This window comes from Pseudoalteromonas sp. MT33b, assembly GCF_014117385.1.
In the GTDB taxonomy this organism is placed as follows: Bacteria; Pseudomonadota; Gammaproteobacteria; order Enterobacterales; family Alteromonadaceae; genus Pseudoalteromonas; species Pseudoalteromonas lipolytica.
Genome location: NZ_CP059831.1, coordinates 2,382,546 through 2,398,023, shown reverse-complemented (window position 1 = coordinate 2,398,023; position 15,478 = coordinate 2,382,546). Strand labels below are relative to the sequence as shown.

Annotated in this window: 12 protein-coding genes; 2 read left to right on the top strand and 10 right to left on the bottom strand. The window is 42.4% G+C overall.

What is annotated here, in order from left to right:
- Positions 1-17: 17 nt before the first annotated feature.
- Complete coding sequence (gene yegD / locus H3302_RS10925) at positions 18-1,385, top strand: molecular chaperone (RefSeq protein WP_182395177.1); 1,368 nt, start codon at positions 18-20, stop codon at positions 1,383-1,385.
- Positions 1,386-1,404: 19 nt separating this feature from the next.
- On the opposite strand, the gene H3302_RS10920 is transcribed toward yegD, so the two are convergent.
- The 4 genes from H3302_RS10920 to H3302_RS10905 form a co-directional block, all read right to left on the bottom strand.
- Complete coding sequence (locus tag H3302_RS10920) at positions 1,405-1,869, bottom strand: methylglyoxal synthase (protein WP_036966937.1); 465 nt, start codon at positions 1,867-1,869, stop codon at positions 1,405-1,407.
- Positions 1,870-1,877: 8 nt separating this feature from the next.
- The gene (locus tag H3302_RS10915; protein WP_036966939.1) at positions 1,878-2,510 is read right to left on the bottom strand and encodes a LysE family translocator; all 633 of its coding nucleotides are present in this window, start codon (positions 2,508-2,510) and stop codon (positions 1,878-1,880) included.
- Between the two features lie 97 nt (positions 2,511-2,607).
- Positions 2,608-4,446, bottom strand: a complete 1,839-nt coding sequence (locus H3302_RS10910) for a S8 family serine peptidase (protein WP_036966941.1) — start codon at positions 4,444-4,446, stop codon at positions 2,608-2,610.
- A gap of 221 nt (positions 4,447-4,667) precedes the next feature.
- The gene (locus H3302_RS10905) at positions 4,668-5,840 is read right to left on the bottom strand and encodes a multidrug effflux MFS transporter (protein ID WP_182395174.1); all 1,173 of its coding nucleotides are present in this window, start codon (positions 5,838-5,840) and stop codon (positions 4,668-4,670) included.
- Between the two features lie 183 nt (positions 5,841-6,023).
- Here H3302_RS10905 and H3302_RS10900 point away from each other — a divergent pair, with 183 nt between their 5' ends.
- The gene (locus H3302_RS10900; RefSeq protein WP_036966946.1) at positions 6,024-6,500 is read left to right on the top strand and encodes a hotdog fold domain-containing protein; all 477 of its coding nucleotides are present in this window, start codon (positions 6,024-6,026) and stop codon (positions 6,498-6,500) included.
- On the opposite strand, the gene H3302_RS10895 is transcribed toward H3302_RS10900, so the two are convergent.
- The 6 genes from H3302_RS10895 to H3302_RS10870 form a co-directional block, all read right to left on the bottom strand.
- A complete protein-coding gene (locus H3302_RS10895) occupies positions 6,497-6,982 on the bottom strand; it encodes a polymer-forming cytoskeletal protein (RefSeq protein ID WP_182395172.1) in 486 nt (161 codons plus the stop codon). The genes H3302_RS10900 and H3302_RS10895 overlap by 4 nt on opposite strands.
- Complete coding sequence (locus H3302_RS10890; RefSeq protein WP_036969122.1) at positions 6,972-8,123, bottom strand: M23 family metallopeptidase; 1,152 nt, start codon at positions 8,121-8,123, stop codon at positions 6,972-6,974. The genes H3302_RS10895 and H3302_RS10890 overlap by 11 nt, the downstream gene beginning before the upstream one ends.
- Before the next feature lie 140 nt (positions 8,124-8,263).
- Positions 8,264-9,577 carry a fumarylacetoacetase gene (gene fahA, locus H3302_RS10885; RefSeq protein ID WP_065978848.1) on the bottom strand — a complete coding sequence of 438 codons (1,314 nt, stop codon included), beginning with the start codon at positions 9,575-9,577 and terminating at the stop codon, positions 8,264-8,266.
- A 143-nt stretch (positions 9,578-9,720) separates the two neighbouring features.
- Complete coding sequence (hppD, locus tag H3302_RS10880; RefSeq protein WP_036969124.1) at positions 9,721-10,767, bottom strand: 4-hydroxyphenylpyruvate dioxygenase; 1,047 nt, start codon at positions 10,765-10,767, stop codon at positions 9,721-9,723.
- Positions 10,768-11,080: 313 nt separating this feature from the next.
- Complete coding sequence (locus tag H3302_RS10875) at positions 11,081-13,801, bottom strand: metallophosphoesterase (RefSeq protein ID WP_182395170.1); 2,721 nt, start codon at positions 13,799-13,801, stop codon at positions 11,081-11,083.
- Positions 13,802-13,914: 113 nt separating this feature from the next.
- On the bottom strand, positions 13,915-15,345 hold the full coding sequence (locus H3302_RS10870; protein WP_075593749.1) for a peptide MFS transporter: 1,431 nt from the start codon (positions 15,343-15,345) through the stop codon (positions 13,915-13,917).
- Positions 15,346-15,478 lie beyond the last annotated feature (133 nt).

Sequence of the window (15,478 nt, the reverse complement as noted above, 5' to 3'; positions counted from 1 at the left end):
GATGTATAGGTGATAGAATGTTTGCAGGCTTTGATTACGGAAGCTCTAATTGTGCAATAGGTGTGATGAATAATGAGCAGCAAGTATCATTGGTGCCGCTTGAGCAGGGCAAACACTATTTACCATCAACGTTATATACCCACCATAGTGCACTTGTTGTTGATTTTGTTGCGAAACATTTGACAGGGAGCGATCAAGAAGCTGAATTTAAGGCACAGCGCCAAGCGCTACTCAATACCATACCTCGTGTGAAGTCTGATTTAGATATTCAAACAGGCGATGAAACCTTATTTATTGGTCGTGAAGCGATTAGCGAGTATGTTCAATTTCCTGAAGAAGGTTATTTTGTTAAATCACCCAAGTCATTTTTTGGCGCAGTCGGCTTAAAGCAAGGTCAAATTAACTTTTTTGAAGACATAGCCACAGCGATGATCTTAAAAATTAAGCAACGTGCAGAGCAGTCTTTACAGCAAAACTTAACTGAAACAGTGATTGGTCGGCCTGTAAACTTTCAGTCAGTGGGCGGAGAAGAGTCAAACCAACAGGCACTGGGAATTTTAGAACGAGCAGCAAAACGTGCAGGTTTTAAAGAGGTATCATTTTTATATGAGCCACTGGCTGCGGGGATTGATTATGAAACGTCGCTACAGGCGGATAAAAAAGTACTGGTAGTTGATATTGGTGGGGGCACCAGTGATTGCTCATTTGTGCAGATGGGTCCGGGCTTTCGTCAAAATCAATGTCGCGACAATGACTTTTTAGCACACAGTGGTAAACGAGTAGGGGGCAATGACTTAGACATCGCCCTGAGCTTTCATGGCTTAATGCCATTATTAGGCTTAGGCACTGAGTTTAAGTCGGGCTTACCTTTACCAAATCAGCCATTTTGGCAAGCGTGCAAAATTAATGATGTGAACCTGCAAAGCCAATTTTATAGTGACGCTCATCATCGAGAACTTGTTACGCAATTGCGCGAAGTGCAGCAACCTGATTTATTTAAGCGCTTAATTCATTTACAGCAAAATAAGCAAGGTCACCAGTTGGTTCAGCAAGGTGAGGCTGCAAAAATAGCACTTTCATCAACAGACACATTCAATACTGATTTAAGCTTTTTAGATTCAGAGTTGAGTCAATGTTTAACGCTCAATGATTTAGCTTTAGCGGTAGAAGATTCAATAAACCAAATTGTGGCACTGGCTAAACAGGCGATACAAGAGGCCGGCACTTCACCCGACGTAATTTATTTAACGGGAGGCAGTGCCCAGTCGCCATTAATTAAAGCAGCGTTAAAAACACATCTGGGAAATATTGATATGCTCAATGGTGACCATTTTGGTAGCGTAACAGCCGGATTAACTAAATGGGCACATACGCTTTATCGCTAAATGTGCTCATTGATAAAAATTACAATGCTACTTGGCGCGTAGCTAAGTACTTCTCGTAATCAGGTAGCGTACGATTAAGCTCACTTTCCATCATTGGTGAGCTTAAGAGCATATCTGCACTGACTTCATTACACGCTACAGGTATGTTCCACACTGCAGCTAAACGCAGTAACGCCTTTACATCGGGGTCGTGAGGTTGAGAAGCCAGTGGATCCCAGAAAAATACCAGCATATGCACTTCGTGTTCAGCGATTTTAGCCCCTAGTTGCTGATCTCCACCCATTGGGCCACTTAACAGCTTAATAACCTCAAGACCTGTTGTACGCTCTATTAAATGGCCTGTTGTGCCTGTGCCATATAAAGTGTGTTTACTTAATATCGCTTTGTGTTTTTCACACCATGCTTTCAGTGCTGCTTTTTTACCATCATGGGCAACAAGGGCAATATTTTTTTTGGCGGGTAAGGCTTGTTGTTTTTGTTCCATAAGTGCTCTTATATTAGAAGGTTAATTGCCAGTGCAATAAAGACCAGTCCTGTGATTCTATCAATCCAAAGTTGGGTTTGCGGGTGATCACGAAAGTAACTGGCTATCTTATCGCCGAAATAAATATACGTGCAGTCGATAGGAAAAGCAAAAAGAGGATAGAGTAATCCAAAAAATGCTAACTGAAATGTGGTTGACGATAAGCTTGGGTCGACAAACTGCGGTATAAAAGCAATAAAAAACAACGCAACTTTTGGGTTAAGCACTTCGGTCATCATGGCTTGAAACATGACATTCTGCTTTTTACTGGTGCTTACATGGGGCTTATCTTCGCATTGTGGATTAGGCTGACTAACCGTTGCTTTTAACGTCGTTAATCCTAAATAACACAGGTAGGCAGCACCTAAATATTGAACCGTGGTATAAGCAACTGTAGAGGCTTTTAAAATAGCGGTTAAACCTATTACAGCAAAAAAGGTATGCACAACCCCGCCTAACGCAAAACCAAATGCGCTTTGCAAGCCTGCCGCTCTTCCATTAGCAAAGGTTTGTGCCATTAAAAAAGCGTTAGAAGGACCGGGGGCAATAGCGATTAAAAAACTGGCGCCTAAAAACGACAGTAAAAACTCAGGATTGATCATTGGCACAGGTGAATAAAGCTAGGTGCTTGATGTTAACAAGTTTTCAAGAAAAGAAAAAGCGGGCAATGTTGCCCGCTCATCGAGGTTGGGGAAAGTATTAGAACGCGACTGTGCTATTGTTTGAGCAAACAGTTGTGCTTTGTGCTTCACATACTTGATAAGTGTAAGAACCGCCGCCTTTCGCTGTAATTGTGTCTGTGTAACTGTTGTTATTTGCTACAGACGTTACTTTGCTGCCGTTACGGTAAATATCTACATTACTGGTTGCTGCGCCATTCCAGCTAAGATCAACATACGCAACACCTTTTGATTTATAACCTGATGTTGATAAGCTAATTTCGTCACCACCCGGTGTCGTACCGCCACCGTTATTACCACCCGCACAGCCATTAGCTGTTAGGTAGGCATCAGCCGCAGCCGCTTTAACAATACCGTGGCCGAAGTAAACGTCGTGACCCGCAGCGCCTTGGTCTTCGGCTGTTGCTTTAAGTGCAGCACGGATTTCAGTACCAGTACATTGTGGATGATTTGACCAAACCAGCGCTGCCACACCTGAAACTGCAGGGGTTGCCATTGAAGTGCCGCTCATGTAGCCGTAATCGCTAGTACCAATGTTAATGCTAATGTTCGTGCTTGCAAGTAAAGCTGCACGGTCTTCAAGTGCTGCGCCTACGGCTGGAATGCTTGTGTTGTTCGTATCGCCTAACGTACCGTATAACATACCCGCTTCGTTATTGATGATAACTGCACCAATACCGCCAGAGTTTTCACAGTTTGCCACTTTGTCGTAGAACGAAATGACACCACGGTCAATCATACATACTTTGCCTGATGCTGCTGTATCAACGCTTTCTGCTGTGCCCATATAATAAGCCGTGCCCGCAGCATTTCCTGAGTTTTCCATTGCAGATGTAGCATAGCCGGTATTATCCGCGGTTAAGCTTGCAGCCGTTGCCATGCCAGCAGGGTATGTAGATAAGGTATCAACACCACCCGCAGTAACTTCTACACAGATTGTTTCGTCAGTCGTTACATTTTTACCACGGCCCGACGTACAGCTTGGGAATTGTGAGAAATCAGCAATTTGATTGTTTGCATCGTTAGCACCTACCATCATTACTGATGGGTAACCAGCAGGGTATGAACGAACACTGTTTCCATCATTACCCGCTGCTGCTACAACAAGGCCGCCAGCGTTTGTGAAGTTTGCGAATGCATTTGATTCTGTGCTGTTTGAGCCACCACCGCCTAGGCTCATGCTGATAATATTAGCGCCTGCTTGAGAACATAAATCAGCTGCATGAGCTAGATCAGACGAGTAACCCCATCCCTCAGCGTTAAATACTTTGATGATGTGCATAGCAACACCCGGAGCCATACCAACAACACCTAGGTTGTTGTCAGCAGCACCAATAGTGCCTGCTACGTGAGTACCGTGAGGACCGCCGTTGTCAAACCAGTTGCCTGTGCCACTATCGTTATCACCTGTGATATTACCCCACACAAAATCAGGGTTTGATGCATCAAGGCCTGAGTCAATGACACACACTTTCATACCAGCATTGGCATCAAATGTTACTTGATCAGCTTGTGACTGATAAACTGCATAGGGAGTTAACTGTTGCTGCATTGCATTGCCAGCATCATCATTGTATACCGCCATGGGTACACGTTTATGATCTTCTTCAATGAGTTTAATATGTGGGTTATTAAGTAAGCCTTTAACGCTTGCTAAATCGTGACCAGTAAATTGTGCTGCAATAAAGCCATTACCATCAACTTTGATATCACCACCCAGTTTTTTAGCAAGGGCTTTCACCACGCCTTTTTTATTGTTGTCTACTTGGATGATATAACGGTCGTTTGCTGCGTGTGCAGTTCCTGCTGCACACAGACCACTGATGATTAACGCTAAAGCTAATTTATTCTTTTTCATATTTGTATCCCAAACGTGTTATTGAGTTAACTAAATGTTAACTTACTTAAACAATAATTTAATAAAACCGTGGGTACAAGTAAAATTATCCATAAAAACGGAACAAAAAATTCTAGAAACAGGTCTTTTATAACCTAATGTTATATTGAGAAGTCTAAACGGGTAAATAGAATATAACTATTCTCATTTACCCGTATTTGGTAACGAATGTGAACTAAACTCTATGACAAGTGTTTATGTTTTAAGAGTAAATAAGCAAAGGGTATAAGCATTAAGAAGTGCACACCGATTAAAACGGGCGTAGCTAAGTTTAAATACTGTGTTATAAACACCAGTAAACTTGCGCCACTCATTTGCATTAAACCAATAAGTGCAGATGCAGTCCCCGCTTGTTTTGGGTATAAGCTTAACGCTCTACCGGCTGATGACCCTAAAGTTAATGCAAAGCCAAATGCAGCTATAAACATGGGGAACATGAGGGCAATAGCGCTACGCTGCTGGCTTAAAATGAGCATTAAACCGCCAGAGAGCACTAATAACATAAGGCCAATTTTTAATGCGCGTTTAGGTTGTCGCTTTATATACAGAGGCATTATGAAACTAGCTAGAATGCTAAGCACGGCGTTACAGGTAAACCAAAAAGTAAAATCGCTGACGCTACCGCCTAATTCAGTAATAAGCCAGCCGGGTGCTAAGGTTACAAACACCAAAATTGCTGACATAGTCACTAAACAAATTAAGCTATGAAATAAAAACAGAGGGGTGCTGATTATGGGAATAAAGCGCCGTAAATCAAGAATGTGACCACTGTATACACTGTCGGCAGGGCGTGTTTCTTTATAAAGTATTAGCGTAATAAGTAAGCCTGCGAGGGCAAAGGCAGCCATAAATAAAAAGTTCATACGCCAGCCAAATTGCACCGTTAACCATGCACCTAAAATAGGGGCGAGGGCAGGGATAAAACACACGATACCATTGAGGTAAGTAATTATCTGACCGCTGCGCTCACTGCCAAATCTGTCTCTAACTATGGCAAATGCCACGACAAAGGTTGCACAGGCGCCCAAGCCTTGCAGTGCTCTTGCGATCATAAGACTGGTAAAGTCAGGAGATAGGTAAGCGCCATACGCAGCCAAACCATATAAAGTTACTCCTGCAATGGCGACAGGTTTACGGCCAAACTTATCTGCTAAAGGACCTGCGATTAACTGCCCAAGTCCTACGGTCAGCATAAAAATTGCGACGGTTTGTTGTACTTGTTTCTCCGATGCATGAAACTGGTCTGCAATAGTTGGAAAAGCCGGTAAATAAATATCAATAGCTAACGGGCTAAAGATAACCAGAAGGCCTAAGATGAATAGTAAACTGGGGTTTTTGTGCTGGCGTGACTGCATTCGCTCTCCTTAAAACGGTATTTTATGTGCCCCTTAAAGAAAAGAAAAGCGTTGATGCGGGTTATTGTGTGATACATACGTTGTCATTATGTTTGCGCGAGTAATGGTTACTTTAAATTTTCATTTCGCTATCTGGTCTGATGTGTTAGTTTTTATTTCTAATAAAAAAATTGGATAGATGTCGTGAGCTCACAATCGAATCTGTTAAAAATTTGGTCGAAGTGCCAGTCTTTGCCAAAAGGAAAATGGCTTTTTAGTAAAGCCGTGTGTTTTAAAGCGCCTTACTTTGCTTCAATAAAGCCTGTCGTCAATGAATTGAAATTGGGCTATTGCAGTGCAACGGTTAAAAATCGCCGTGCGATACATAATCATATTGGTACGATACATGCCATTGCTCAGTGTAATATTGCTGAATTATGTGCAGGGCTAATGGTTGATGCCACCGTACCTGCTAAAACGCACCGCTGGATCCCAAAAAGTATGACGGTTAATTATTTAGCAAAAGTGGATAGTGATATGCGCGCAGTGGCTGAGATAGATTTCCCTCGGCAATGGCTAGATAAAGAAGATTTAGTTGTACCCGTTAAGGTGTATAACAGCCGCGATGAATTGGTATTCACCGCAGACATTACAATGTATATAACGGCTAAAAAGCGTTAAGACTTGTCAGCGGCTTGTTTATTAACAAATGACAAGTCGTTGTCATCATCGACTAGCAGCGAGGATGTACTTTCTTCGCTCGCTTCAGGTTTAATAGGGGCAACGTTGTCTTCTTCGTGTCGATGTTTTAGGCTGCCTTCTATCATTGCACCTGCTTCAATGCTTAAAGTGTCGTGAAAGACATCACCATGCACTTCGGCACTACTTTCAATCATCACTTTGTTTGCAATCAACGAACCAATAATTTTACCTTTAACGACCACGCTATCAGCTTCGATCATGCCTTCAATCATACCGGTTAGGCCAATCACTAAATGCTTTACACGCAAATCACCTTCAATGCGACCATCAAGTTGAACTTCACCTTGGCTGGTGAGTGAGCCTGTCAAACGCATATCTTCTGCAATGATAGAGGGAGTGTGGTTGGTTCTTTTTAAAGATGAGCTACTGCTGGTTGCTGCTTGTTTTTTCTTACCGAACACGAGAAAGCGCCTTTGTTATTTTAACTGGATTGACATGTTTACCATTCACTAAAACTTCGTAATGTAGGTGCGTGCTGGTGCTTCGACCAGTGCTACCCATTAAACCAATTACATCGTCTTTAGTGACTGTTTGGCCTTTTTTCACCTTAATTTTATTTAAGTGACCAAAGCGTGTTACGAAGCCATTTTTATGTTGTAGCTCGATAAAATTACCATAGCCGCCATTGCGACCTGCGCGAAGTACGGTGCCATCAGCAGGCGCAAAAATTTCTGTTTTGTGCCAACCTGCCAGGTCTACTCCTTTGTGAAAAGCGCGACGGCCATTCATTGGATCTTTACGTAAACCGTAACTGCTTGAAATATAGTAATCGGCTGCAGGCAGTGTTTGCGGTAGTTCACTTAATAAATTTTCTAAATTGTTTAATGCCAAGAGTTTGTCTGCAATGGCCAAAAATTGACTGGGTATTTTAGACTCATCAAATAAGTCTAACGGACCCCCTTGTGCAGTGTCGGTATCTTCAGCTACAGAACTGCGAGCAAGTGCGCTGTCTAATCCTGCCCCTTCAAGCATTGCGATAATCTCTTCGTGGCGTTGCTTAATTTGCTGATCTAAAAAATTGAAGGTGTAGTCATAGCTCTTATTAAGGCGTGTAATGCGCATTGAGGCGCTTTCGTATTGTTTTGCCTGTGCAGGTAGTTGCTCGTCTTCTAATGGGGCATGAAACTCGTCTGCGTTCTCTTGAATCGGCAGTAGGATAGGTTCAGCCTCATTATTTAATGCTGGTTTGTTCATTGACTCAGGTAAAGACTCAATCATGCTTTGCAGTAAAGCTTGTTTTTGCTCTAACACCGCCAATTGTTCAAGTTGTTTTGTGTAAATGGCTTGCTGTTGTTGGTATTGCTTTTGCCATTCTTGTTGTTTGCTAAGCTGGGTTTGCTCTATTTGAGACATTTTGTCAGCTTGCGAAATGATTTGTAATGTTGACACGCTCAACCAAACAAGAGCGGTTAAAACGACGAGTAAAGTCGTTAATTGTACCCAAGGTGCTAATATAAGGTGTTTTACTTCGCCGTTTTGACGGATCAGCAGCTGTCGAGCTGGAAAAAACGTGCGATAAAAAGACTTAAGTTTAACTAACATGGCGTACATAAATCGGCTAATAACCGAGCTAAGATAGCAATCTGAACTAAAAAAGCTAGCAAAAAATTGTAACTCAGTTAAAAAAAGTACAAAAAAAAGGGCAAAAAATGCCCTTAGTTTATGAAAATAGATAAGTATTTCTATTTAGCAGGTAATACGGTGCCTTCAACTCTGCCGAAGCCAATACGTGCAAAACCTTCTTTTTCACACCAGCCACGCATAATAACGTTGTCACCATCTTCTAAGAAAGTACGTTGTTCACCGTTCTCAAGTGTGATTTTTTCTTTACCACCACGTGAAAGCTCTAATAAAGAACCCGCTTCTTCATGCTCTGGGCCAGATTGCGTACCCGAACCAAGCATGTCACCAGGTTGGAAGTTACAGCCGTTTACCGTGTGGTGTGTGACCATTTGTGCCACTGTCCAGTATGAGTGCTTGAAGCTTGATTTAGAAACTAGCGTTGGAGCGTGACCTTCTTTACGCATTTTTTCAGTTTCAATTTGCACATCCATCTTAATATCGAATGCACCAAATTCACGGTTGTGCGTCGATTCTAAGTAGTCCATTGGTTGCGGATCATTTTCATCGCGCGTCCACTGTGTTCTATACGGTGCAAGTGCTTCTGTTGTTACAATCCATGGTGATACAGTTGATGCAAAGTTTTTCGCAAGGAATGGACCTAAAGGTTGGTATTCCCATGCTTGCAAGTCACGTGCTGACCAGTCATTGAATACACAGAAACCAAATACATGGTTTTCAGCGTTTTCGATGGCAATTGCATCGCCCAGCTCGTTACCTTTACCTAAGTAAATACCAAGCTCTAATTCGTAATCTAGGCGTTTACACGGGCCAAATGAAGGTACTTCAGCGTCAGGTGCTTTTGTTTGACCATTTGGACGGTGGAATGTTTGACCTGATACATCAATTGATGAAGAACGACCATGATAGCCAATGGGTACCCATTTATAGTTAGGCAGTAAAGGATTATCAGGACGGAATAAGCTGCCGACAGCCGTTGCATGGTAGATAGAGGTATAAAAATCTGTGTAATCACCAATGCGACATGGCAGTGCAAATTCTATATCAGCCTGTGCAATGAGGGCGTCAGTAAGCTGAGCTTGCTCCTTGGCGCCTTCGCGAAGTGCGTTTGATAATGCAAGACGCAGTGCAGACCAGTATTGCTGACCTAAACCCATAAACTCATTAAGCGTTGCTTTGCTAGCCGCTGCAACAGCAACCTGTGCATCACCTGAGAAGATACCAAGTTCATTCACTTTCGCTAAATCAATTACTTGATCGCCAATAGCAACGGCACCACGAAACGCTTCGTCTGAGTTTTTACGACGAACTTCTGCGAATGGTAAGTTTTGAATCGGGAAGTCACAGTTCGCTTCGTTTGCTGAACTCACCCAGCTTTTTAAATTAATATCATGGGTTTCGTTAATTAGGCTCATACTCTTTCCTTATTAGTTCGCGCTGATGTGTTAGATAGTGATATGGAGGCAATCTGCGCAATTTAAACAGTTACGTTGAAAACAGAAATCAAAACGACAAAAAGCAGCGTGTTAAACACGCTGCTTTTTTGATTACGTGTGGTTTAGATTACACCACGACGCTCTTGATCACGTTCAATAGACTCAAACAATGCTTGGAAATTACCTTCACCAAAACCACCGTCGTCTACACGTTGGATCATCTCAATAAAGATAGGACCAAAAAGGTTCTTCGAGAAGATTTGTAGCAAGTAGCAGTTTTCGCTCTGGCTATCGACAAGAATTTGGTGCTCACGGATTTTTTCTTTGTCTTCTTTAACCCAAGGTACACGGTCAAAAATGGTGTCGTAGTACTCAGGGATGATATCTAGCGTTGCAATTGTTGATTGGTCTAGCTTATCAAGTGAACCTACTAGGTCATTCGTTAGGAATGCTAAGTGTTGTACACCCGGACCATTGTACTCATTTAGATACTCATCGATTTGGTTGTTGTTGTTATCTTTACCTTCGTTGATTGGAATAGAGAAGGTTCCGCACGGTGATTTAAGTGCATAAGATAATAACGCTGTTTTTTGACCTTTAATGTCGAAATAGCGAACTTCAGTAAAACCAAATACATTTTTATAGAAGTTAGCCCATGTTTCCATGGTGCCTTTGTAGACGTTATTTGTTAAATGGTCGATACGAAGGAAGCCCTTGTCTTCAACAACGTTTTGCTCTTCTAAGTCTTCGAAATCAGACTCATAGATTGAACCTTTGTCACCAAATTGTTCGATGAAGTAGATTAAGCTGTCACCAATACCGTAAATTGCAGGGTAAGGTAAGTCTTTGTGTGCTGAATCAGTGGCAGGTTTTGCGCCACGTTCAACCGCTACTTCAAATGCTTTTTGAGCATTCTCTACACGCCAACCCATTGAACAGATTGCTGGGCCGTGGCTTTTAGCAAATTCGGCCGAGAAACCTTCACGCTCATTGTTTAGTAAGAAATGAATGTCGTGCTGGTTATAGTAAACAATGTCTTTACCTTTGAATTTTTTGAGTTTCGAGAAACCAAAATCAGTAAATACTTTGTCCATGTAATCTGCATCAGGTGTTGCGTATTCAGTGAATTCAATGCCCACTAAACCTAACGGATTATTTACTTCGCTCATTGTCATTACTCCCGCAATTATAAGCACTGCGCTAAAAAAGTTATTGTTGTGTAATGAGCGGATGATTAACCAGAAAACCGATAAGGGGAAGATCTGAGGCTTATTTAGCGACGGTGTGTTTTGTAAATTAAATGGGACAATGATTTTAATTTCAACAATCACCCTAGGCTTAAGCAAATAGAAAGGCTTAATAGGACGCATGATGCACACTGTTTTTTGTTATTAAGCTTTTGAATTTAAATGCTTTAAATGCTTCTTTTAAAGGAGTTAAAAAGGCCAATATTGGCCTTTTTATTTAGCTTGTGTGTATTAATTAGTTTACACTTTGGCGTTGTTTGTTAAAAAACTTACTGCGTTGCTGTAACCACGGATTATTCATTATGTGTGGTGCCGTTTGGTAATGACGTTCAACAACGTGATTTAAGATGCGTGTTGAACGGACATAATTCAATTGTTGTTTTGCTGCGCCTAAGGTGGCTATTTCATTGTCTGTCATGGCTCGGCCTGCAAACAGCAGCGCATTTAAATACCCAGGCTCCGTTTCATAGTCATTATCGGTCAGCAGTAAGGTTGCTTTATCAATCGCCCAGCGCTGGTTTATTTCGCCTTCGTCTTTCACACCGATAAGCTTACCATCTAGGTAAATTTTTAGTGCTCCGTTAGTCGGCGCTGCATAGAATACAAAAGCAAGGCGATGCCACTCACCAGCGTTTAGGTTACCAAAGTAACCACTCTCAGTTGTAGCAATACCTATCGCGTTAGCTTTATTCGTATATAAGTCGGCATCGCTTATATTGGTGATATCGGTTTGTAACAGAGCGCGCCATTGTTGACTGCTTTGTTCAGGCCACAGTAAATCCATGACGAGTGTGTAATCGGCAATCAATCCGTCATTGGTAAAGTCGCCATTGGCAGCACTATTTGCTGTTAGTAGTAAGCCTTGACTTGGACTGTGCCGAGAAAACGCTAATACCCCTGAGATACCGTCTTTTAAATCAGCAATTTGTAATGCGCTGGTCGTCGAAAATTGGCTGTTTTCTTCTCCCCAATTACGTTGTTCTGGGTCGAAGAAGTTAAGAGTTGCGGGACCTAAGTCACTTTTAAACCCTTGGCTCGGATCATTAAAATTCCAGACAGTGACTACATCCTCATTTTCGCAGGCACTCAGTGTATTCTCAGTGTCTAAATATAAACACTGGCTGGTACGAAAACGGGCATAGTTATCCAGTATCCACCAACTTTCGGCCAATAAATTTGCCTCTAATGCTGGCACAGTCGGGAAGAATAAGGTGCTATTGAGGGCAGGGCCTTTAAAAAGTGCCACTTGATACTGTGCAGCATCGTCAATACTCGCGGGGGCTAAGTAAACCCACTCAGGTTGGCTTTGTACCATGGCTTTAAGCTCAGCGCCTGTGACATTGACTTGGTAAATTGCATTGAAGCCTGATGTATTTGAGGGTTGGCGCTCAACTTTAAACGCGGCATGAAAATCTTCTTGTGTGAGTGTGCCGGGCAACCAGCGATCTTGTACTTGGCTTGCATCAAAAAGGGCTGCATCAATAGCTGCAAATTGTTGTTTTGTTGCTTTCGCTGTGAGCAGGGCTACTTCCTCCGCGCTTGGGTAGTTTTCAGACACAGCAATTTCGGTATTGGCGTCGGGGGCATAGCGGCCCATAATTTCGTCTATTGCTGTTTTTGTGTCTGTGCTAACTGTCATTATGTCGCTGGTCGATACCGTATTGTAATCAACATCGGTGATACTTTTATCTTTAAGGTCGAAGGTTAAGGTTAAATCGGTTAGACCTTGGGCAAAAAAGTTTGGCTGAATTACAAGACTGCCGTTTTCGAGAGTTTGATAATTTTCGCCGCCATGGGTGTGCCCACCGAGCACTAAGTCAATGCCAGATACAGTGGTAGCAATACGCGTATCAGTGCCTTCCCCAAGGTGGCTTACCATCACCATGTAGTCTACGTCTTGTCGATATTGATTAACGATTTGCTCTGCCACTTCCTGCCATTGCCAGTTCATTTTGAAGTTAGCAATAAAATCTGGAATTGGATCATCTTCAATCGGATTATCAAGCTCATTCCATGGCACTGAAGTCATGCCAAAAAAACCAATACGCAGACAGCCTACCTTTACCACTGAAAAATCAACTGCTGCAAATTCAATGTCGGCATTACCGTCGTATTCCGTGTTGCTGGCAAGCACAATGGCATTATCGTCATCGGCAAAATCAAGTAATTGCTCAGGACCCCAGGCGTAATCGTGGTTACCAATAACCCTCACATCAAATGCCATTGCTTTAATGGCTTCAACCGTAGCTAAGCCTTGCGATGTTTGTTCAGCAACCGTGCCTTTTTCATAGTCATCCCCACCATTCGTAAAGAGGGTGTTTGGGTTCGCTTGCTTTGCATTGTCGTAATAACTGCGGATACGACTAAAAAGCTGCTCTTTAAACCCAAAGCGAGCATGTAAGTCAGCTACATGGATAAAGCGGACGGTTTGTGATGTTGCGTTATCATCACATTGTTCACCAATCGTTTTACTGACCGCAGGCACACTGCGCGACTTTAAAGCAAATGTGCCAAACTCAGTGATTTGACTGACTGCAAAGTCATCGTCATTTTTTATTGTAGTAAGGGGCTGCCATTGCTCATTTTTTAAAATTACGATGCTAAAAGCAACATCAGCTTGTTGCTCTGGTAGCTTAATCGCTAAGGTTAGTGGGTCTGAAAAAACCACATTATTCGGTCTGAATGTATAGCGCGCAGAGACAATGCCTTGGTCAGTATCGGTAGGTGTCGCAGCTGTTGATGTATACGTGAACGTTGTGTCTGTTGTGACGGTATTCTTTGGGGCTGTGAGAATGACTTTGCCATTATCAAACTGCTCAGTTAAGCCATTATCGGCAGAAATAATTAACCCGGTTTGAGTAGGGGGGACTGCTGTTTCTTTTGTTGTTTTGTCACCCCCGCAGGCTGCGAGTAATGAAATAGTTAAAAAAACTGACAGTTGAATTAAAAAGCGCAATGTAACGTCCTTGCCGATATACCGATTAACGTTGGATTATAGTATCAGTATTGAGGACGGGGAAGTAGCCTTTAGAAAGAAAATCCCCACAGCAGGCGCTGTGGGGAAACGTATTATTGCTTTTCAGCAGTCACTTCTAGCTCTTCTGCAAGAATGTGTTCTTGTGTGTGAGGCACATGCTGACCTTCAGCACCGTGCATCCACTTAACAAGTTTATCGCTTAATAAGTACATGATGACAGCAGAGATAATTGCTGTCGCACCTAAACCAATAAAGATACCCATTGCATTTTCAACGGCCGCTTCGCCTTCGCCTAGGAAAGAACCTACGAAACCAGCAATCTTGTTTGCAACAGCTGTACACAGGAACCAAATACCCATAAGCATTGACGCTAAACGCAGTGGTGCTAGTTTACTTACCATTGATAAACCAATCGGTGATAAACATAGCTCACCTAGTGTATGGAATAAGTAAAATAACACGAGCCACATCATGCTGATTTGCAGGTTATCGCCTTGACCTTGCGTCATTAGTGCCAAAATCATGGTGATAAAGCCAAGTGCTAAGAAGATAAGTGCAATAGCAAACTTAACAGGTGAGTTAGGCTCACGCTTATCAAGTTTTAACCAAATAATGGCAACGAGCGGTGCAAATACAATGATGAAAATAGAGTTTAACGATTGGAACCAAGATGCAGGTACTTCAAAGTCAAATAGCATACGGTTAGTGTAGTCGTTGGCAAATAGGTTCATAAGACCACCTGCTTGCTCAAACCCCATCCAGAAGATGATACTGAATACACTCATTGTGAAGATAACTTTAATACGGTCAGTTTCCACTTTAGTCAGTGGCTCTTTCGTGTTTGATTCTGATTGTGCTTGTGAAAGCTTAGCAGAAGGAACCACACCGATATCGCCTAGGTATTTGTTGCTCAGTGCAAGTTGCATTAGTACAGAGATCACCATACCGATACCTGCCACTACAAAGCCCCATTGCCAGCCCATTGATGCAGCAGCATAGCCAGCGATAAGTGGACCAAGCGCACCCCCTAAGTTGATACCCATGTAGAAAATAGTGAACGCGCCATCACGACGTTGATCACCTTCTTTATATAGATCACCTACCATTGTTGAGATGTTTGGCTTAAATAAACCATTACCTAAACACAGTAGTGTTAAACCAAGATAAAAAACGTTTTCTTCTTGGCCTGCTAAATAGCTGTGAGGAATACCCATGGTAAAATGGCCAGCAGCCATTAATAAACCACCTAGGATAATTGCTTTACGCTGACCTAGCACGTTATCAGCTAACCAACCACCAAGTAATGGCGTAATATAAACAGCCATAGTGAAGGTACCGTAAAGGCTCAATGCATCAGCATTTGACCAACCAAAACCACCTTCTTGAACAAGTGCAACTAAGTACAGCACTAAAATGGCACGCATGCCGTAATAACCAAATCGTTCCCACATTTCTGTGCCGAACAACAGGAATAACCCCTTAGGATGCCCTAAAAAGTCACCTGCTTTAGGTAATGAACTCATATTTACTTCCTAACTTTAAGTTTTTGTTGAGGCCTTGTTATTTTTGCATTGGTCGTTCTGTGTATTTTATTGTTGAACGGGCGGCCATGTGTGTGATGCAGCTAAGATAATGGTTTGTTGTTCAAGTTATGAA